Here is a 20,751-nt window from a genome sequence, read left to right on the forward strand (position 1 = left end):
CGCCCGCGCGCTGACGGACCCGCCGGGGGAGCGGACGCACCGGACACGCGACGCCGGGGGACACACGGCCGGACATACCCCCCGGGCCCACCGCCAGCCGACGGGCAGCTCCGGACGGTCCAGCGCCTCGGTGACGAAGCGCAGGAAGCGGTCCTGGTGGGCGGCGGCGGCCTCGGGGTCGCAGGTCTCGGGGGCGGCGTCGAAGGTGATGCGCAGGCCCTGGTCCTCGCCGAGGTCGTAGATGCCGACGGACAGGTCGTCGACGGGGCCGTTGGAGAGGTTGTGCTGGGTGGTGAAGTGCCCGCCGAAGCGCAGTCCGGGCTCGAAGGCCATGATGTTGACCATCGGCGCGGCGATCCGGCGGCCGGTGCCGTGGGCGCCGAGGTCGCGGCAGAGGTCCTCGTAGCGGGACAGCTGGTGGCGGAGGGCCGAGCGCACCTCGGCGGCGACGGCGGGGACGAGCTCGCCGAGGCGGGTCTCCGGGCGCACGCGCAGGCGCAGGGGCACCACGTTGGAGCACATGCCGGGGGTGCGGCGGGCCAGCGGCGTGGTGCGGCCGGTCACCGGCAGGCCGAGGACGAGTTCGTCGCGGCCGGTGACCCGGTGGACGTAGGCGGCGGTCAGGGCGATGAGCAGGATCGACCAGCGGGTGCCCGCGGCGCGCGCGGCGGCGCGCAGCCGGCCGGCGTCGGCGGCGGGCAGCAGGACGCTGCGCCGCACGAAGGGTTCGGCGTGCGCGGCGGCGGGCTCGGACTGCGGGCGCTCGGCCAGGCGCGGCGTGTCGGGGACGCCGGCCAGGTGCCCGGCCCAGTGGGCGCTGTCCTCCGCCGCGGCCGGCGAGCCGCGGTAGGCGGCGTCCTCGGCGAGGAGGTCGGCGAGCGGGCCGAAGGGGCCCGGCTCCCAGCTCACGCCGGCCGCCGACTGCTCGTACAGCTCGGAGATCCGGGCGTCCAGCAGGGCGACGCCGAGGCCGTCGATGACGATGTGGTGGTAGCGCTGGTAGTAGAAGAAGCGGTCCTCGGCCAGCTTGAACAGCGCGAAGGTGTTGAGGGCGCCGGCCGCGAGGTCCACGGGGGTGCGCAGGTCGGCGGCCATCCAGGAGTGGGCGGCGGCCTCGGGGTCGGGGCGGTCCGTGACGTCGATCAGCTCCAGGGCGCGGCTGCCCGGGTCCGGGTCGACGATCTGCCACAGGCCGTGCTCGTCGCGCTCGACGCGGGCGATGCGCAGGGCGTCGGCCTCGCAGGCGAGCCGGTACCAGGCGGCCGCCATCCGCTCGGGGTCGACGGGGCCGTGGATCTCCTTGTACTCGGCGATGCTGTAGCGGCGGCCGGTGGGGTCCAGGTCGTGGGCGAACCAGATGCCGGTCTGCGCGGCGGACAGCGGCAGGCGCCGGGGGGTGCGGTGGGGGGTTCTGTCAGACACGGCCGTGCTCCGGGGCGCGCTCGGAGGCCGTCGCGTCGGCCGTCATCGCGTCGCGCAGGCCACGCGGCCGCATGTCCGTCCACCGGCCGGTGATGTAGTCCACGCAGTCCTGACGGGTGGCCTCGCCCAGGGCCACCGTCCAGCCCCGGGGAACCTCGGCGAACGCCGGCCAGAGGGAGTGCTGGTCCTCGTCGTTGACCAGGACCAGGAAGGTCCCGTCCTGGTCGTCGAAGGGATTGGTGGCCATGGGGAAGCTCCTCGGGATACGACGGGCGTGCGGTGGGGGTGCGGTGGGGGGTCAGCGGGCCGCTGCGGGGGCGAGCCGCCCGGCCAGCAGGGCCAGCAGCTCGGCGGTGGCGGTCTCGGTGTAGAAGTGACCGCCGGGCAGGACGTTCAGGTCGAAGCCGCCGGTGGTGTAGCGGGCCCATTCCTTCGCGTGGTCCGGCGTGTTGAACGCGTCGTCCGCGCCCGTGATCGCGGTGACCGGGCACAGCAGCGGCGGGCCGGGCCGGTGGCGGTAGGTGTCGGCGAGCCGGAAGTCGCCGCGCAGCACGGGCAGGGCCACCTCCAGCAGCTCGGGGTCGGCCAGCAGGGCCGCGCCGGCGCCGCCGAGGGCCCGCAGATAGCGCAGGAGGCCCTCGTCGCCCCGGTACTCGGGCCCGAGCGGCCGGCAGGCGGCGGGCGCCTTGCGGGCCGAGGCGAAGAACCGGACCAGCGCCGGGCGCAGTTCGCCGGGCAGGGCGCGGGCGACCTCGTAGGCCACCGTGCCGCCCAGGCTGTGGCCGAAGAAGGCCACGGGCCGGTCGAGCAGCGGGCGGATCGCCTCGGTGATCTGTCCGGCGAGGGTGGCCATGTCGGGCGCGGCGTCCTCGTCGAAGCGGTCCTGCCGGCCGGGGTACTGGACGGCGGTGACCTCGACCGAGGCCGGCAGCCCGGCCCCCCAGTCCCGGAACGCGCTGGCCGCGCCGCCGGCGTGCGGGAAACAGAACAGCCGTACGGACGCCGCGGGGCGCGGCAGGAAGGTCCGGAACCAGCGGGAGCGGTCGGCGGTCGTCATGCCGTCGCCTGCGCGGCGCCGCCGGTGCGGGCGGGGACGTGCGGTTCGGCCATCGCGACGGCGATCTTCCGGGGCCCGGTGAAGGGTTCCCGGCCGTGCGCGGCCAGCATGTTCTCCACGATGAGCACGTCGTCGAAGCGGTAGTCGAAGCGCGTGGACGCCGCGCGGTAGCAGGAGCGCAGGTGGTCCATCACGTCGGCGGGGATGGTGCCGCCGTCGCCGTAGTACGTGTTGCTGGGCAGCTCGTCCTCGCCGAACAGCTCCAGCAGGCCGGCCTGGACCTCGGGGGCCAGCGTGGTGTGGTGGAAGAAGGTGATGTGGTTGAACCACACCTCCTCGCCGGTGTCCGGGTGGCGGTGGACGGCGTCGCGGATGCCGCGGGTGCGCAGGCCGCCGCCCTCGCGCCACTCGAACTCGAGGTTCTTGGCGCGGCAGTGCGCCTCTACCTCGGCGCGGTCGTCGGTGTTGAAGATCTGCCGCCAGTCGGTGCCGAAGCCCTCGTGGAAGTTGCGGACGACCATCCACCGGCGGCGGGCGAACTCCTCGCGCACGGCGGGGTCGATGAGCCGGTAGACCTCGCGGATGTCGGCCAGCGGCGTGGCGCCGAGCGAGGTGGGCTCGGCGGCGCAGTGGAAGTACAGCAGCCGCGGCCAGGAGGACTGGTACGAGTTCTCGTTGTGCAGGAAGATCTCCTCCTCCGGCGGATAGTCCGTGGAGGTGTAGACGTTCCCCTTGATGGTGCTGCGCGGGGAGGAGCGCTCGGAGTACTCCAGCGGTTCACCGGACAACTGCCGGACGACGGCGGCGAATCCGTCCACACCGCCGATGTCGAAGCCGCGCAGCAGCACGGCGCCGTGCTCGGCCAGCTTCTCGCGGATGAGCGCGGACCGCTCCTCGATCAGCTCCAGCACGCCGGGACCGGCCGCGTCCCGCTCCAGGACGTACGCCAGGGTCCGGGTGCCGGGCGGCGCGTCGGAGGTCGCTGCGTTCATCAGATATGCCTTCCTCGGACGGAGATTCGCGGGCGTTTCGCGGGTTCGCGGCGGTGTCCGCCGGCCGGCCGGAAAGGAAAACCCCCGGCCGGATCACTGTCCGGCCGGGGGCTATATTTCGTCCATACGCCCCTACCGGGGGTAAGGGCGGGTGGACTCAGCGGTCGATGCCCACCGCCTTCAGCACGCGGGCGCTGAACTCGCCGTTGGTCAGCAGCACCACGCCGGTGCCGCGGTGCAGCGAGGACATGGACACCGCCTGGTAGCCGCCGGGCGAGCCGCCGTGGCCGTACTCCACGTCCGCGCCGCCGGCGTCCACGATCGTGCCGAGGCCGTAGAAGCTGTCGCTGTGCGGCGTCAGCAGCTGCCCGGCGCTCTCCGGGGAGAGCAGGGCGAGCGGCCGGCCCAGGGCACTGCGGCGGATCTCCAGCTCCAGCCGTGCCATGTCGGCGGCGGTGCTCCACAGGCCCGCCGCGGCGCGCTCCGGGTGCACCAGCCAGCCGCCGTCGAGGGTGCGGCCCCCGGCGTCGTGGCCGAGCGCGACCGGACGCCCGCAGGTCTCCGGGAAGGACTGGTCGAAGCTGCTGCCGTCCATGCCCAGCGGGTCGAACACCAGCCGGCGCACGAGGGCTTCGAAGTCCTCGCCGGTCAGGTCCGTCAGCAGCTGCTCCAGAACGGAGTAGTGGGCGTTGGACTTGTGGAAGCGCTCGCCCGGCGCGCTCTCGCGCACCGCGCCGTCCCGCAGCAGACCGAGGAGGTCCGGCACCGGTTCGCCGCGCCGCACGCCCCGGCGCGGGGTCTCGGCGAGCCCGGCGAGGTGGCTGAGCAGGGCGCGGACGGTCACCGGTCCGGCGTCGCCGCCGGGCACGGTCCAGGAGCGCAGGTAGGCGTTGGCGTCGGCGTCCAGGTCGATCAGCCCCTGGTCGACGAGGCGCATGACGGCCACGGCGGTGACGTGCTTGCCCCAGGAGCCGGCCTGGAAGACGGTCCGGTCGGTGACCTGCTCGCCGGAGCCCGCGGCGAGCGTTCCGATGGCCTCCAGGGCGACCAGTTCGCCGCCCTCGATCAGCGCGAGGCTCGCGCCGGGCACGCCGGAGGAGTCGAGCGCCGCGCGGATGGCGTCCGGGTCCACCCCGGAGGCGGCCGCGGCGGCCGCGGCGGGCATGACGGGCCGGTTCCGGGCGGTGAGTTCGGCATCCACGGCCGCCGCGACCTCGGCGAGCGTCTCGTGCTGGTACAGCTGGAACAGCGACAGCGGCAGCTCCGCGCGGCGGGCCGCGGCGATCACCTGGATGACCAGGATCGAGTCGCCGCCGAGGCGGAAGAAGCCGTCCTCGCGGCCGACGCGCTCCACGCCGAGGACCGCGGACCAGACGGCGGCGATCGCCTCCTCGGTGGGGGTCGCCGGCGCCGCGTACGGGCGGTCCCGGTCGTCCCAGCTGTCCGGGTCGGGCAGCGCCTTGCGGTCGACCTTGCCGTTGGCCGTCAGCGGCAGGGCCTCCAGCGCCAGGTAGACGGCCGGGATCATCGCCTCGGGGAGTGAACGGGCCAGCAGGGCGCGCAGCGCCTTGGCGTCGGGCTCGCCGCCACCGGCCGGCACGACGTAGCCGACCAGCGTCTCGCGGCCCAGGGGGCCGTGCTTGACGGCCACGGCCGCGTCGGCGATCTCGTCGAGCGCGGTCAGGGCGGCCTCGATCTCGCCGAGCTCGATCCGCACGCCGCGCACCTTGACCTGGTGGTCGACGCGGCCGAGGAACTCGACGCTGCCGTCCTCGTTCCAGGCGGTCACGTCCCCCGTGCGGTACAGCCGGGCGCCGGCGGGGCCGAAGGGGTCCGGCAGGAACCGCTCGGCCGTGAGCTCCGGGCGGCCGCCGTAGCCGCGGGAGACACCGCTGCCGCCCACGTACAGCTCGCCGGGGACGCCCACCGGGACCGGCTGCATGTTCGTGTCCAGGATGTACAGGCGGGTGTTGCGGACCGTGCGCCCGATGGTCACCCGCGCCTCACCGACCGGGTCGCCCGCGCGGATGATCGCGTGCGTGACGTCGTCGGAGCACTCGGTCGGGCCGTAGGCGTTGACCATGGGGACGTGCGGGAAGCGCGCGAACCAGCGGCGGCACAGGTCCGGCGGCAGCGCCTCGCCGGTGACGACGAGCCGGCGCAGGGCGGGGAGTTCGTACTGCATGGTGCCCGCGTCCCAGGCGTCCAGGGCGGCGCGCAGGAGCGAGGGGACGACCTCCAGGATCGTCACGGACTCCTCGGCGGTGCGGCCGAAGAGCGCGTCGGGGTCGACGGCGGCGTCCGCGCCGACCACCCGCACCCGGCCGCCGGTGACAAGGGCGGAGAGCATCTGCCAGACCGAGATGTCGAACGCCATGGAGGCGTTCTGCACGATCGAGTCGTCCTCGGTGAGCGACAGGTCCTCGGTCTTGGCGAGCAGGTGGTTGCCCATGCCGCGGCGGTTGACCAGGACGCCCTTGGGGCGGCCCGTGGAGCCGGACGTGTAGATGACGTAGGCGAGGTTCTCCGGCCCGGCGAGCGGCTCCGGGTCGGTGGCCGGGCGGTCGGCCCACTGCGCGGGGCGGTCGAGGAGCACGATCTCGGCCGTCAGCCCGGGCGCGGCCTCCACCAGCGGCTCCCACAGCGTCTGCTCGGTGAGCAGGACGGTGATGCCCGCGTCCGCGGCCATGTAGGCGAGGCGGTCGGCCGGGTGGTCCGGGTCGAGCGGCAGATAGGCGCCGCCCGCCTTGAGGACGGCCAGCACGGCCGTGACGGTGGCCGGCGAGCGCTCGGCGCAGATGCCGACCACGCTCTCCGGTCCGACGCCGAGGTCCCGCAGGTGGTGGGCGAGCCGGTTGACCGCCTCGTTGACCTGCGCGTAGCTCAGTTCCACCCCGTCGGCGGCGATGGCCGTGCGGTCGGGGTGCAGGGCCGCGCGGCGGGCGAACTCCTCCTCGGCGGCGACGGTCTCCGGCTCGCGGAGCGTCTCGGTCCACTCGGTCTGCAACTGCCGGTCGCGCTCGGGGAGGTGGGCCTCCCGCGGGTCGCCCCCGGGGTCGTGGGCCATGGCGGCGAGCACCGAGCGATACATGGCCGCCAGCCGCTCGGTGTGTGCGCGGCCGAGCGCCCGGGAGTCGGCGGTGAGGTTGAGGCCCTCGCCGCCCGTGGCGACGCTCAGGGCGAACTCGGTCGTCGTCTGTCCGACGCTCGACGCCGCGTCGATGGTCTCGCTGTCGAAGACCCGCAGGTCGTGGTAGTTGAACAGCACGTCGATCTGACGGCGGGCGCTGTTCGCGTCCCGCTGGACGGCCGCCATGGGGTAGTGCCGGTGGGGCCAGCCGAGCGTCTCGCGGGCGAAGACCTGCTGGACCAGCTCGTCCCAGGTGCGGGCCGTGCGATCGTGGGGGAACGGCAGGGTGTTGAGGTACATGCCCAGCACCCGGTCGGCGCCCAGCACCTCGGGGCGCGCGTCGCAGACCAGTCCGGTGTGGAAGGACTCCTCCTCGGTGAGCGCGCTCATCACCTTCAGGTGGGCGGCGAGCAGCACGCTCTTGAGGGAGACCCGGTTGCGGGAGGCGAAGGCGCGCAGCGGCTGCTCCAGGTCGGTGAGCCGGACCGGCACCACGTGCGTGCGGCGTTCGCCCTCCTCGCCCCAGTGGGCGGGCAGGGTCAGCGGCGCGTACCGGGCGGTGATGTCCCGCCAGTAGGCGCGGTCCTCCTCGCCGGCGAGGGAGCGCAGCTCCTCGGCGACGAAGTCGGCGTAGCGCACGGGCGGCGCCTGGTACGGCTCGGCCGGCAGGCCGTCGCACACCGTCCGGTAGTGCTCGACGAGTTCGGTCAGCAGCGCGAACTGGGCCCAGCCCTGGGTGATGGCGTGCGGCTGGCTGAAGGTGACCCGCCAGGCGGCGTCGCTCTCCAGGTGCACCGCGACGCGCAGCAGCGGGGTCGCCGCGGGGTCGAAGCGGTCGGCGCGCTCGGCGGCGAGGAAGTCCTCCAGCTCGGCGGCCTGGCGCCGCTCGTCCATGCCGCGCAGATCGACGAAGCGCAGCGGCACGTCGACGCGGGCGTGCACGAGCTGCATCGGCACCGAGTAGCCGGTCAGGTCGAAGGAGGTGCGCAGGACGTCGTGGCGGGCCGTGACCTCGTCGACGGCGGCGCGCAGGGCGTCCGCGTCGAACGGGCGGTCGTCGCGGACCCGGATGGAGACGGCCTGGTGGTAGTTGCTGCCACCGGTGTCGGCGAGCATCTCCACGAGCATGCCCAGCTGGAGCTGCGAGGCCGGGTAGGCGTCGGCGAGCCCGGCCGGCAGGGCGGCGCGGTCCTCCTCCGGCACGAGCGCGAACGGCCGGACGGCGGTGATGCCGCCGGTCAGCGCGGGCCGGTCCGCGACGGCCGCGGTGAGGGCGGCGACGGTGCGGTGCTCGAAGATGTCGCGCACCGCGATGTCGTACCCGGCGTCCCGCAGGGTGCCCACCAGGTTGATGGCGCGCAGCGAGTCGCCGCCGAGGTCGAAGAAGGAGTCCTCCACGCCGGCCCGGTCCACCTCCAGCACCCGGGCCCAGACGGCGGCGATGCGCTCCTCGGCCGGGGTGCGGGGGGCGACATAGGCGGCGGCCGCCAGGTCGGCCTGGGTGGGGGCGGGCAGGGCGCGGCGGTCGACCTTGCCGGCGGTGTTCAGGGGCAGCGCGTCGAGGACGACCCACGAGGTGGGCAGCATGGCCTCGGGCAGGACGGCGGCCAGCCGGCGGCGCAGCTCGCCCGGCTCGGCGGGAGAACCGCCGGCGGGGACGACGTAGGCGACCAGGCGCTTGTCGCCCGGGGTGTCCTCCCGGACGGTGACGGCCGCCTGGGCCACACCGTCGAGGCCGGTCAGGGCCGCCTCGATCTCGCCGGGCTCGATCCGCACACCGCGGATCTTGACCTGGTCGTCGGCGCGGCCGCCGTACAGGTAGCTGCCGTCGGGGCGGATCCGCACGATGTCGCCGGTGCGGTACAGCCGGGCGCCGGGCTCGGTGCCGAAGGGGTCGGGCACGAAGTGCGCCGCGGTGCGCCCGGGCATGCCCCGGTAGCCCCGGGCCAGGCCGGTGCCGCCGATGTACAGCTCGCCGGGGACGCCGACGGGCACCGGGCGCATCAGGCCGTCGAGGACGTAGGTGGTGGTGTTGGCGATCGGCCGGCCGATGGAGACGGCCGTGGCGTCCTCGGGGACCTCCCAGAGCATCGACCAGATGGTCGTCTCCGTGGGCCCGTAGACGTTGACCAGCCGTGCCACGCGGCCGCGCAGTTCGCGGGCCAGCTCGGCGGGCAGGGCCTCGCCGCCGGTCAGCGCGGTGACGTCGGCGCTGCCGAAGCCGGAGCGCAGCAGCAGGTTCCAGCCGGAGGGGGTGGCCTGGACGTGGGTGACGCCGTGCGCGGCGACGACCTCGGCCAGGGCCGCGCCGTCCTTGGTCTCCAGGCTGTCGGCGAGCACCAGCCGGCCGCCGGTGACGAGCGGCAGGAAGAGTTCGAGGCCGGAGATGTCGAAGGAGACGGACGTCAGGGAGAGCCAGGCGTCGGCCGCGGTGGACCCCAGCTCCTCGCCCATGGAGAGCAGGAGGTTGGTGAGCGCCCGGTGGCCTACGCCGACGCCCTTGGGGCGGCCGGTGGAGCCGGAGGTGTAGAGCGTGTAGGCGAGGTCGTCCGCGTCGGACGGCGCCGGGCGGCCGCCGGTGGCGGGCGCGGCCGGCCAGGGCTCGTCGGCGACGAGCCGCGGGCCGTCGTACGCCTCGTCCAGCACGGGCGCGTGGGCGGCCTCGGTGACGACCAGGGCCGCGCCCGCGTCGGCGAGCACATGGCCCACGCGGGCGCCGGGGAAGGACGGGTCGAGCGGGACGTACGAGCCGCCGGCCTTCCAGATGCCGAGCATCGCGGCGACCAGCTCGGGGGTGCGGTCCATCAGCAGCCCGACGACGGTCTCCCGGCCGGTGCCCAGGGCGTGCAGCCGCTCGGCGTAGGCGTCGGAGCGCTCCTTGAGCCAGGCGTAGGACAGCTGCCGGCCGTCGTGCACGAGGGCGGTCGCCCCGGGGGCGGCCGTGGCGTGCGCGTCGAAGAGGGCGTGGACGGGCTCGGGGGCGCGCCGGACGGCCGTGTCGTTCCAGTCGCGCAGCAGGCGGGTGCGCTCCGCGTCGTCCAGCAGGTCGGCGCGGGCGTCGCCGTCGGGGTCGGCGGCCATGGCCTCCAGCACGGTCCGGTACATCGCGACCAGGCGGTCGGCGTGCTCCTGGTTCACGTGGTGGGAGTCGGCGGTGACGATGATGTGGCCGACGCGGGAGGACACGGTGAGCGGGAACTCCGAGGGGCTGTCGTCGATGCCGCCCTCGTGGTCGACGACTCCGGCGTCGACCTGCCGGAAGTCCTGGTAGTTGAAGTAGACGTCCAGCAGCCGGCGGGAGCCGCCCCAGGCGCGCTGGATGGCGGCCATGGGGTAGCGCCGGTGCGGCCACAGGCCGACCTCGCGGGCGAAGACCTGCCGGACCAGCTCGTTCCAGGTGCGGGCGGAGCGGTCGTGCGGGAACGGCAGGGTGTTGAGATACATGCCCAGCACCCGGTCGGCGCCGAGGAGTTCGGGGCGCGCGTCGCAGACGAGTCCGGTGTGGAAGGCGGGCTCGTGGGTGAGCCGGCTCATCACCGTGAGGTGGGCGGCGACCATGATGCTCTTGAGCGAGGTCTTCGCCCGGGCGGCCAGCGCCCGCAGGCCCTCCTCCAGGTCGGTCCAGACAATGGCGGCCTGGACGGTCGTCCGGGGCAGCGCCGGGTCGTCGCCCCAGCCCTCGGGCAGCCGCAGCGGCGCGTGCTCGGTGACGACGTCCTGCCAGTAGGAGCGGTCCTCCTCCGAATCCAGGGCCCGCAGTTCGCCGGCGACGAAGTCGGCGAAGCGCACGGCCGGGGCGTCGAACGGCTCGGGCTCGCGCCCGTCCCGCAGCGCCCGGTAGCACTCGACGAGCTCCATGAGCAGCGAGTGGTGGCCCCAGCCCTCCAGGATGGGGTGGCACTCGGTCACCGAGATCCACCAGCCGTCGGTGTCGTCGGTCAGGTGCGCATGGAAGCGCATGAGGCCGGGGACGGACAGGTCGAAGACGTCGGCGCGCTCGCGGACGGTGAACGCGCGCAGCTCCGCGTCGACCGCTTCGGCGTCGAGGCCGGAGAGGTCCTGCCAGTCGAGCGGCATCTCGGCGGTGGCGTGCACCAGCTGCATCGGCACCGAGTAGCCGGTCAGGTCCAGGGAGGTGCGCAGCACCTCGTGGCGGGCGGTCACGACGCGGCCGGCGGCCAGGAACGCCTCGGCGTCGAAGGGCCTGTCGTCGCGGATCCGGAAGGTCGAGACGTTGTGGTAGAGGTTGCGGCCGGTGTCGGCGAGCATCTCGACGACCATGCCGAGCTGCATCTGCGACAGCGGATAGGCGTCGGTGACGCCCTCGGGGAGGGCGGCCCGGTCCTCGGCGCAGATCAGCGCGAAGGGCTCGACGGTGCCGGTGCCGGCGGCCGGTGCCGGACGGCCGGTCACCGCGGCGCACAGCTGGGCGACCGTGCGGTAGTCGAAGACGTCGCGCACGGACGCCTCGTAGCCGGCCTCGCGCAGGGCGCCGACCAGGGCGATGGCACGGATGGAGTCGCCGCGGAGGTCGAAGAAGGAGTCCTCGACGCCGACGCGTTCGACGCCGAGCACCTCGCGCCACACCGCGGCGATCCGCTCCTCGTCCGGGGTGCGGGGCGCGGTGTAGGCGCCGTCGCCGCGCAGCGCGGCGAAGTCGGGGGCGGGGAGGGCGCGGTGGTCGAGCTTGCCGTTGACGGTCAGCGGGATGGCGTCGATGGTGACGAAGGCCGCCGGGACCATGTACTCGGGCAGCGTCGTGCGCAGCAGGGCGCGGAGTTCGCCGGTCTGCGGGGTGCGGCCGTCCTCGGGGACGAGATAGCCGACGAGCTGCTTCTCGCCACCGTCCTCGCGGACCCGGACGACCGCATCGGCGATGTCCGGGTGGCCCAGCAGGGCGCCGGCGATCTCGCCGAGTTCGATGCGGTAGCCGCGGATCTTGACCTGGTTGTCGATGCGGCCGATGAACTCCAGGCTGCCGTCGCTGCGGCGCCGGGCGGCGTCGCCGCTGCGGTAGAGGCGCGAGCCGTCCTGGGCGAAGGGGTTGGGGACGAAGCGCTCGGCGGTCAGCCCGGGCCGGTTCAGATAGCCGCGGGCGACTCCGGGACCGCCCACGTGGATCTCGCCTGGCACACCGATCGGGACGGGGTTGCCCGCGGCGTCCAGGAGATACACCGAAAGGTCGCTGAGCGGATAGCCCACCCGATTGCCCGAGAGCGGCGCAAAGTCCTCCTCCTCGATCCGGTAGTAGGTGGTGTGCACGGTGGTCTCGGTGATGCCGTACATGTTGACGAGGTCGGGCCCGTCGGGGCCGACCCGGTCCAGCCACGGGCGCAGCTCCGGGACCTCCAGCTTCTCCCCGGCGAAGACGACGGCGCGCAGGGCGAGTTCGCCGACGCGCGGGTCGCCGGCGCCGGCCGCGGCCACGAGGGAGCGGAAGGCGGTCGGCGTCTGGGAGAGCACGGTGACGCGTTCGGCGACGAGCAGGTCGAGGAAGTCCGAGGGGGAGCGGGTGATCTCCTGGGGGACGACCACGAGCCGGCCGCCGTGCAGCAGGGCGCCCCACATCTCGAAGACGGAGACGTCGAACGCGTAGGAGTGGAACATCGTCCACACGTCGCGCGCCTGGAAGGCGTAGTGCTCGTGGGCGGTGGTCATCAGCCGCAGCACGTTGGTGTGCGAGAGGACGACGCCCTTGGGGCGGCCGGTGGAGCCCGAGGTGTAGATGACGTAGATCGTGGAGTCGGGTCCGGCGAGCGGTACGGGGTCGGTGGCCGGGCGGGCGGCGATCAGCTCGGCGTCGCGGTCGAGCAGGACCGTCTCGCCGTGGTGGACGTCCGCGATCGCCGGTGCGGTGGCCGAGGTGGTGACGACGATCCGGGCGCCCGCGTCGGCGATGACGTAGCCGAGCCGGTCGGAGGGGTTGGCCGGGTCGAGCGGGAGGTAGCCCGCGCCGGACTTGAGGATGCCGAGGAGGGCGGGGAGCAGCTCGATGCCGCGTTCCAGGCAGAGGCCGACCAGGGTCTCCGGTCCGGCGCCCTTCTCGCGCAGGTGGTGGGCGAGCCGGTTGGCCCGCTCGTTGACCTCCCGGTAGGTGAGCGAGGTGTCTCCCGCGGTCACCGCGAGGGCGTCCGGGGTGGCCGCGGCCCGCTCCTCGAACGCCTGGTGGACGCAGCGGTCCACGGGTGCGCCGGCGCGGTGGCCGTCGAGGGCGCCGGTGACGACCGCGTACTCGGCTTCGTCCATCAACGGCAGCCGCGAGACGGGGAGTTCCGGGCTGGTGGTGGCCGCGTCGAGGAGGCGCAGCAGGTGGCGGACCGTGCGCTGGACGGTGTCGCGGTCGAAGAGGGCGGTGGCGTAGTTGAGCGCGCCGCGGAAGGAGCCGTCGGCACCGTCCTCGATCTGGAGGGTGAGGTCGTACTTGGCGATCCGCTCCTGCCGCCGGTACTGCTCGACGGTCAGGCCGGGCAGCGAGAAGGCGTCCAGACGCTCCTCGTGCATGGTGAAGGCGACCTGGTGCAGGGGGGTGCGGGACATGTCCCGCTCGGGCTCCAGCTCGTCCGCCAGCCGCGCGAAGGGCACCTCCTGGTGGTCGAACGCGTCGAGCAGCGTCGTCCGGCCGCGGTCCAGCAGTGCGCCGAAGCCGGGGTCGTCCGCCCAGGCGGCGCGCAGGACGAGGGTGTTGATGCCGTAGCCGATGAGCTGCTGGAGCTCGGGCCTGGTGCGGCCGGAGACGACGGTGCCGACGGAGACGTCCGGCTGGCCGGTGTAGCGGGAGAGCAGCACCTGGAAGGCGGTGAGCAGGACGGTGAACGGCGTGGTGCCGTGCGCGGTCGCCAGCTCGCGGACGCGGGCGGAGAGGTCCTCGGGGAAGCGGAAGGACACGTCCGCGCCGGCCGAGTCGCGGGTGGCGGGGCGCGGCCGGTCGGTGGGCAGCTCGGTGGGCTGCGCGCCGGCCAGCGTCTCGCGCCAGTGGTCCAGCTGCCGCGTCAGGAGCGGGCCGGACAGCCGCCCGTGCTGCCAGGCGGCGTAGTCGGCGTACTGGAGGGAGAGCGGGGCCAGGCCGTCGGCGGTGCCGCGCACCAGCGCGGTGTAGACCTGGCTGAGCTCGGTGGCGAAGATCCGGGTGGACCAGGCGTCGCAGGCGATGTGGTGGAAGACGACGACGAGGATGTGGTCGTCGGCGGCCATCCGGATCAGCCGGGCCCGCACCGGCCATTCGACGGCCAGGTCGAAGGGCGTGGCGAGCTCGCGCTCGACGAGGTCCGCGGCGAGCTGCTCGCGGTTCGCCCGGGGGTCGCCGGTCAGGTCGTCCAGGACGGGGGCGGGGCCGCCCTCGCCGGCCGGGTCGATGATCTGTACGGGGTCGACGCCGTCCAGGCCGTAGCGGGTGCGCAGGATCTCGTGCCGGTTGACCACCCGCCGCCAGGCGGCCTCCAGCGCGGCGGTGTCGAGGGTGCCGCGCAGTCGCAGGGCCATCGGGACGAGGTACTCGGAGCTGTCCGGGTCGAGCCGGCTGAGGAACCACATCTGCTGCTGTCCGGCGGACAGGGGCAGGGGCGCGGTCCGGTCGGCCCGCGGGATCCCCTGCTGCGCGGCGCCGGCCGGCTTGCCGCCGCGGCCCGCGAGGCGGCGGCGCAGCAGCTCGGCGCGGAGGGCGTCGGTGTCCTTCGCCCCGGCCGGCGCGGTCAGGGGCTGCGCGGCCGGAGTGATCTCCTGGATGCTCATGCTCTCTGCTCCTCAAGCAGCTCGGAGTCCGACATCTGCTCGATTTCGGCTCGGATTCTCGACTCGACGGCATCGGCGAGACGGGCGACGGTGGGGTGGGCGAAGACCTCGCGGACCGGGAGGGTGACGTCGAACTCGGCCTGGATCGCGGCGATCATGCGGATGGCGAGGATGGAGTTGCCGCCGGACTCGAAGAAGTTGTCGCGCGCGCCGACGCGGGTGCCCAGCAGGTCGGTCCAGAGGCCGGCGATCCACTCCTGGAGGAGGCCCTCGGGCTCGTCGCCCTCCTCGGGGGCCCGGCCCTCGGGCGCCGGCAGCGCGGCCCGGTCGACCTTGCCGTTGGCGTTCAGCGGAATCGCGTCGAGCGGGGTGAAGGTGGCCGGGACCAGGTAGTCGGGCAGCGACTCGGCGCAGTGCGCGGCGAGTTCGGCGGCCGCCGGGGCCGCGGCACCGGCCCGGGGCACGTAGTAGCCGGCGAGCCGGACGGCGTCCGGGGCCTCGCCGCGGGCGACGACCACGGCCTCCCGGACGCCCGGGTGGGCGGCGAGGACGGCCTGGGCCTCGCCCGGCTCGACCCGGTAGCCACGGATCTTGACCTGGTGGTCGGTACGGCCGAGGAACTCCACGTCACCGGAGGGCAGTCGGCGGACCAGGTCGCCGGTGCGGTAGAGGCGGGCGCCCGGCGTGCCGGCGAAGGGGTCGGGCACGAAGCGCTCGGCGGTCAGCTCCGGGCGGTCCGCGTAGCCGCGGGCCACTCCGGTGCCGCCGACGTACAGCTCGCCGATCGCGCCCGGCACCACGAGCCGCAGCTGCTCGTCCAGCACGTGCATCGCCATGCCGGGCAGCGGTCGGCCGATCGGCACGACCGCGGCCGGTTCGGCGGCCGTCACCGGGTAGATGCAGGTGCCCACCGACGCCTCGGTCGGGCCGTACTCGTTGACCAGGCGGCCATCGCCCAGCCAGGTCGCCCACTGCCGGGCGAGCGTCCCGGGCAGCGCCTCGCCGGCGACCACGACGACACCGGCGAGGGCCGCCGCCTGCTCGGGAGTGATCTGCCGGGTGAGGATGTCCAGGTGCCCGGGGGTGAGCTTGAGGAAGCTGTACGGGCCGGCGGCGGTCAGCCGCGCGCCCAGCTCGGTGAGGTCCGTCTCCTGGGGCAGGACCACCACGCGCTGACCGGCCAGCAGGGGCGCCCACACGTTGGGCACCGCCAGGTCGAAGGCGACGGAGGAGAAGACGGCGCTGCCGCCCGTGCCCCGGGAGACCAGCTCCCGGACGGCCCACCGCAGGTGGTTGGCCAGGCCGCGGTGGGGCACGGCGACGCCCTTGGGGCGCCCGGTGGAGCCGGAGGTGTAGATGACGTAGGCGAGCCGGTCCAGGTCCGCCGGGACGTCCGGGGCGGTCGCCGGCCGGGCCGCGACCGCCCGCGCGTCGGCGGCGTCGGCCACGACGAGCGCACCGCCGTAGCCCGCGAACCGCCCGGCGTAGGCCGACTGCGTGACGACGACCGGCGCCGCGGCGTCGGCCGCCATGCCGGTGACCCGCTCGGCCGGCCAGGCCGGGTCCATCGGGATGTAGGCGCCGCCCGCCTTCCAGACGGCCAGCAGCGTCGCGATCTGCTCCGCGCCGCGGTCCAGCAGCACGCCGACGGGGGTCTCCGGGCCGACGCCGAGGGCGCGCAGGTGGTGGGCGAGCCGGTTGGCGCGGGCCTCCAGCGCGGCGTACGTCGTCTCCGTGCCGTCCTCGGCCACCGCGACGGCGTCCGGGCCGGCCGCGGCCCGGCCGGCGATGATCTCGTGCACGGCGGCGGTCACCTCCTCGCCCGGGGCGACGGAGGTCTCGGCCAGCAGCCGGCGGTCGTCCGCCGACAGCAGGTCCAGCTCCTCCAGGCGGGCCGCGGGGTTCTCGGCGACGGCGGCCAGCAGGCGCTGGAAACGGCCGGCGAGGGCCTCGACGGTGGCGGCGTCGAAGAGCGCGGTGGCGTACTCCAGGCTGCCGAAGAGGGTGCCGTCGTCGTGGCGGCGCATGTAGAGCGTCAGGTCGGTGTGGGCCAGGCTCCACATCTCCCGCAGCGTCTCGACGTCGTCCGGCTGCTCGACGGCGCCGTTGAACGACTCGTCGTGCAGGTCGAACGCCGCCTGGTACAGGGGGGTGCGGGACAGGTCGCGCTCCGGCGCGAGCTCCTCGACCAGCCGCTCGAAGGGCAGCGACTGGTGGGCGAAGGCCTGCCGGGTCGTCTCCGTGACCCGGTCCAGCGCCTCGGCGAAGGACAGCGAGCCGTCCAGCGAGCAGCGCAGCACCAGGCTGTTGAGGAAGAAGCCGACCATGTTCTCGGTCTCGGAGCGGTCGCGCCCGGCGACCGGGGTGCCCACCGGCACGTCCCACCGGCCGCCGTGCGCGGCGAGCAGGGTGGCGTAGGCGGTCAGCAGCGTGGCGAAGGGCGTGGCACCGTGCCGCTGGCCGAGGCCGGTGAGGGCCGTCGCGACCGGGGCCGGGACGGTGAAGTGGACGACCGAGCCGCGGCCGTCCCGGACGGCGGCGCGCGGCCGGTCCGTGGGCAGCTCCAGCGGCGTGCTGCCGGCGAGGACGCCGCGCCAGTGGCCGAGTTCGGCGGCGAGCACCTCCTCGGTCAGCTGCTCGCGCTGCCAGACCGCGTAGTCGGCGTAGTCGAGCGCCGGCCGGTCGAGGCCCGCGCCGGGCCGGTCGTCGCGGCAGGCGTCGAGCAGCGCGTGGAACTCGCGCTCCAGCACGGTGGAGGACCAGCCGTCGGTGGTGATGTGGTGCATCGCGACGACGACGATCTGGTCGCCGCCGGTGATCCGGGCGAACGTGGCGCGCAGCAGCGGTCCGTTGTCCAGGTCGAAGCCGTACCCGAACTCCTCCTTGAGGACGGCCGCGAAACCGGCCCGGTCGACGTGCACCTGGCGCAGGGCGACCGGGTGCGGCTCGGCGACGAACTGCACGGACTCGCCGTCGACGACGGCGTAGCGGGTGCGCAGGGCCTCGTGCCGCTCGACGAGGGTGTTGAGGACGCGCTGGACGTGGACGGTGCTGGTCCCCTCGGGGACCTTGAGGAACATGCCGGCCACCCATTCGGCGCTGCCCGGGTTGAGCCGGTCCAGGAACCACAGGCGGCGCTGGCCGAAGGAGAGCGGCAGCGGCCGGCCGTCGCGCGGGACGCGCCCGATGGGCGCCTGCGCCCGGGAGGTCTCGGCGGTCTCCTCCGGCGCGAGCAGACGGGCCTGGGCCTCGACGGTGGTCGCGGTGAACAGGCCGCGCAGCTGGATCTGCCGGCCGGAGGCGTTCCGCAGCTGGTAGGCGAGGCGGGTGAGCTGGAGCGAGGTGCCGCCGAGCCGGAAGAAGTCGTCGTCCAGGCCGACTTCGTCCACCTTGAGCAGCTCGCGCCAGGCGTCGGCGACCAGCTTCTCGGTGGCGGTGCGCGGCGCCCGGCGGGCCGGCGCGCCGGCGCCGGGGTCGGGGGCCGGCAGGGCGGCGCGGTCGACCTTGCCGTTGACGGTCAGCGGGAAGGCGTCCAGGCGGATGAAGGCGGCGGGGATGTGGGTGTCCGGCAGCCGCTCCTGGAGGAAGGAGCGCAGCCCGTCGACGACCTCGTCCGAGCCGGCGGCCAGGGTGACGTAGCCGGCGAGGCGCTTGCCGCCGTCGGGGGCGGTGAAGGGGGTGACGACCGCGCCGCTGACGCGGGGGTGCGCGGCGAGGGCGCTCTCGATCTCGCCGGGCTCGATCCGGACGCCGTTGATCTTCACCTGGTGGTCGATACGGCCCAGGTACTCCAGGACGCCGTCCTGGCGCCAGCGCACCTTGTCGCCCGTGCGGTACAGGCGGGAGCCGTCCTTGGCGAACGGGTCGGGGACGAAACGGTCGGCGGTCTGCTCCGGGCTGCCGAGGTAGCCGCGGGCGACGCCGACGCCGCCGGCGCAGAGCTCACCGGGCGCGCCGACGGCGACCGGGTTCCCGGCGGCGTCGACGACGAGGGCGCGCATGCCGCTGATCGGGCGGCCGATGGGCACCGGGCCGGTGGCCTGCGCGGGGTCGAAGCGGTGCGCCGTGACGTCGATCGAGCACTCGGTGGGGCCGTAGGTGTTCCAGATCTCCAGCGGCGCGCGACCGGGCGCGGCGGCCCTGGCGAGGACGCGCTGCGCGAGCTCGGCGTGCAGGGGCTCGCCGGCGGAGAAGAGCAGCCGCAGCCGGTCGCAGTCGCGCCAGCCGTCCTCCTCGGCCAGCACCCGCAGCACGGAGGGCACCACCTGGAGGACGGTGACCCGGTGCTCGGCGACCGCGCGCAGCATCGCGGCGGCGTCGCGCTCGGCACCGGCCGGGGCCAGGACGACGGCTCCGCCGCTGACGAGCGGGGCGAAGACCTCCCAGACGTGGGCGTCGAAGGTCACCGCGGTCTTGTGCAGCAGCCGGTCCGCGGGGCCCAGCCCGTGGGTACCGGTGGCCCAGGCGATGCGGTTGCCGATGCCCTCGTGGCTGATCACCACGCCCTTGGGGGTGCCGGTGGAGCCGGAGGTGTAGATGACGTAGGCGATGTCCTGCGGGGTCGCACCGCACTCCGGGGCGGTCGCGGGCTCGCCGGCCAGCCGGTCCGCGAGCTCGGGCAGGATGAGCGCCGTGGCGCCCGAGCCCTCGGCCACCGCGGCCGACTCGCCGTCGGTGACGACGAGGGCCGCGCCGGACGACCGCAGCATCCACGAGGAGCGCGCCCGGGGCTGCGCCGGGTCGAGCGGCAGATAGCCGGCGCCCGCCCGCCACACGGCCAGCAGGGTGCCGACCAGTTCGGGGGTGCGGGGCAGGCAGACGCCGACGACCGCCCCGGGGCCGACGCCCAGGCCGCGCAGGTGGTGGGCCAGCCGGTTGGCGCGCGCGTCCAGCTCGGCGTAGCTGATCTCCCGCCCGCCGGCCACGACGGCGACGGCGTCCGGAGTCGCCGCCGCGCGGCGCGCGACGAGTTCGTGGGCCAGGTGGGGCTCGTCGGTAGAGGCGCCCGTTCGCGACTCGGGAATCATGTGGCTGGTGCTCCTCGTAGATGGTCGGCTGCGGTGCGACGTGGGGGGTGTGTTCCGGCGGGTCAGCCCGCGACGGCGTCCATGCGGCGGCGCAGGCTCAGCGGACGCATGTCCGTCCACACCTCACCGATGCGGGCCAGGCACTCCTCGCGGGTGCCCTCGGTGCCCTCGGCCCGCCAGCCGGCGGGCAGATCGCGGTCGGCCCACCAGACCGAGTACTGCTCCTCGTGGTTGAGCACGACGCGGTAGGCGGGAGCACCGTTCTGAACAGCGGACATGGGGATCTCCTGGGTTGGTTGTGTCGGTCGGATGAGTCGGGTCGGCGGTGCCGGCCGGGGGGGACCTGCCGGAGGTGTCAGTCCGACATCGCGACGAGGACGCGCCGCGGCCCGGTGAACGGCCTACGGCCGTGCCCCACCAGCACGTTGTCGATGAGCAGCAGGTCGCCGGCGGCCCAGTCGACGTCCACGGCGTTCGCGAGGCCCCGGTCCCGCACCTGGACGGCGTACGCGTCGGGGATCGGGGAGCCGTCCGCGAAGGTGACGGACTGCGGCAGCTCCTCGGCCGGCATGATCGCGGCCAGGGCCGCGGCCGTGTCGTCGCCGAGGGCGGCGGGGTGCCACTGGTCGGCCTGGTTGAACCAGACCTCGGCGCCGGTGACCGGGTGCTCGATGATCGCGGGGCGCACCTGGGAGACGCGCAGCCCGCCGTCCGGCAGCCACTGCCAGGTGGCGCCCGACGCGCTCAGGAACTCCTCGACCCGCTCGCGGTCCTCGGTCTCGAAGGTGGACTGCCAGCTCTTGCCGAGGCCCATGCCGCCGTGCAGGTTCTGCGAGTAGCGCACGCCGCCCCGGAACGCCTCGCGGACCTCGGGGTCCAGGCAGGCCAGCCAGCGGGTGCCGTCGATGACGGGGGTGGCGCCGCCGGTGTGGGGGGCGGTCTCGCAGAAGAACAGCAGCCGGGCCGGCCACTGGTGGGCGTAGCTCATCTCGTTGTGCATCGAGATGGCGTATTCGGCCGGGTACTCGGTCGAGGTGTAGACGTTGGAACCGACCTTGGTGCGGGGGGAGTTGCCGTGCACATAGGCGAGCCGGTTCGGCAGCAGCAGGTCCATCACCCGGTCCAGCTCGGCGGATGGGACGCCGAAGCCCCGGAGGACCAGGGCCTTCTCACGGGTGAGGAGTGCCCCCAGGTCGGGCAGGGACTCCAGGTACGCGGCCAGGCCCCGTGCGCTCGCCTCGGTCCCGGCGGAGGCCGGGGTGATCTCGGCGGGCGTCCAGTCGGCGCCGGCCGTCTCGGGGGAGCAGGGCCAGTCCGGCGCTGAGTCCGCTGCCCATGCCGAACAGGGCCACGAGGTCGCCCGGCTCGACACGATCGCTCTCGATCGCACGGACG

Annotated in this window: 8 protein-coding genes; all 8 read right to left on the reverse strand. The window is 74.6% G+C overall.

Features of this window, described 5'->3' with window-relative positions; all coding sequences use genetic code 11:
- A partial coding sequence (locus AB0K09_RS12115) for a condensation domain-containing protein (protein ID WP_366065229.1) occupies positions 1-1,422 on the reverse strand: 1,422 nt, incomplete at its 3' end.
- Positions 1,415-1,669 carry an MbtH family protein gene (locus tag AB0K09_RS12120; RefSeq protein ID WP_366065231.1) on the reverse strand — a complete coding sequence of 85 codons (255 nt, stop codon included), beginning with the start codon at positions 1,667-1,669 and terminating at the stop codon, positions 1,415-1,417. The genes AB0K09_RS12120 and AB0K09_RS12115, both read right to left, overlap by 8 nt.
- A gap of 51 nt (positions 1,670-1,720) precedes the next feature.
- A complete protein-coding gene (locus AB0K09_RS12125) occupies positions 1,721-2,479 on the reverse strand; it encodes an alpha/beta fold hydrolase (RefSeq protein WP_366065232.1) in 759 nt (252 codons plus the stop codon).
- On the reverse strand, positions 2,476-3,471 hold the full coding sequence (locus AB0K09_RS12130; RefSeq protein ID WP_366065233.1) for a TauD/TfdA family dioxygenase: 996 nt from the start codon (positions 3,469-3,471) through the stop codon (positions 2,476-2,478). The genes AB0K09_RS12125 and AB0K09_RS12130 overlap by 4 nt, the downstream gene beginning before the upstream one ends.
- A 157-nt stretch (positions 3,472-3,628) precedes the next feature.
- Positions 3,629-14,329, reverse strand: a complete 10,701-nt coding sequence (locus tag AB0K09_RS12135; RefSeq protein ID WP_366065234.1) for an amino acid adenylation domain-containing protein — start codon at positions 14,327-14,329, stop codon at positions 3,629-3,631.
- Entirely contained in the window at positions 14,326-19,356 is a 5,031-nt protein-coding gene (locus tag AB0K09_RS12140) for an amino acid adenylation domain-containing protein (RefSeq protein ID WP_366065235.1), read from the reverse strand. The genes AB0K09_RS12135 and AB0K09_RS12140 overlap by 4 nt, the downstream gene beginning before the upstream one ends.
- A gap of 62 nt (positions 19,357-19,418) precedes the next feature.
- The gene (locus AB0K09_RS12145; protein WP_366065236.1) at positions 19,419-19,634 is read right to left on the reverse strand and encodes an MbtH family NRPS accessory protein; all 216 of its coding nucleotides are present in this window, start codon (positions 19,632-19,634) and stop codon (positions 19,419-19,421) included.
- Positions 19,635-19,711: 77 nt separating this feature from the next.
- Positions 19,712-20,620 carry a TauD/TfdA family dioxygenase gene (locus AB0K09_RS12150; protein ID WP_366065237.1) on the reverse strand — a complete coding sequence of 303 codons (909 nt, stop codon included), beginning with the start codon at positions 20,618-20,620 and terminating at the stop codon, positions 19,712-19,714.
- Positions 20,621-20,751 lie beyond the last annotated feature (131 nt).

The sequence above is a fragment of the Streptomyces sp. NPDC049577 genome (assembly GCF_040675635.1).
Classification (GTDB): domain Bacteria; phylum Actinomycetota; class Actinomycetes; order Streptomycetales; family Streptomycetaceae; genus Streptomyces.

Coding starts and splice junctions, on each gene's coding strand:
- AB0K09_RS12120 (WP_366065231.1), bottom strand. CDS start 1,669: ATGGCCACCAATCCCTTCGACGACCAGGACGGGACCTTCCTGGTCCTG.
- AB0K09_RS12125 (WP_366065232.1), bottom strand. CDS start 2,479: ATGACGACCGCCGACCGCTCCCGCTGGTTCCGGACCTTCCTGCCGCGC.
- AB0K09_RS12130 (WP_366065233.1), bottom strand. CDS start 3,471: ATGAACGCAGCGACCTCCGACGCGCCGCCCGGCACCCGGACCCTGGCG.
- AB0K09_RS12135 (WP_366065234.1), bottom strand. CDS start 14,329: ATGAGCATCCAGGAGATCACTCCGGCCGCGCAGCCCCTGACCGCGCCG.
- AB0K09_RS12140 (WP_366065235.1), bottom strand. CDS start 19,356: ATGATTCCCGAGTCGCGAACGGGCGCCTCTACCGACGAGCCCCACCTG.
- AB0K09_RS12145 (WP_366065236.1), bottom strand. CDS start 19,634: ATGTCCGCTGTTCAGAACGGTGCTCCCGCCTACCGCGTCGTGCTCAAC.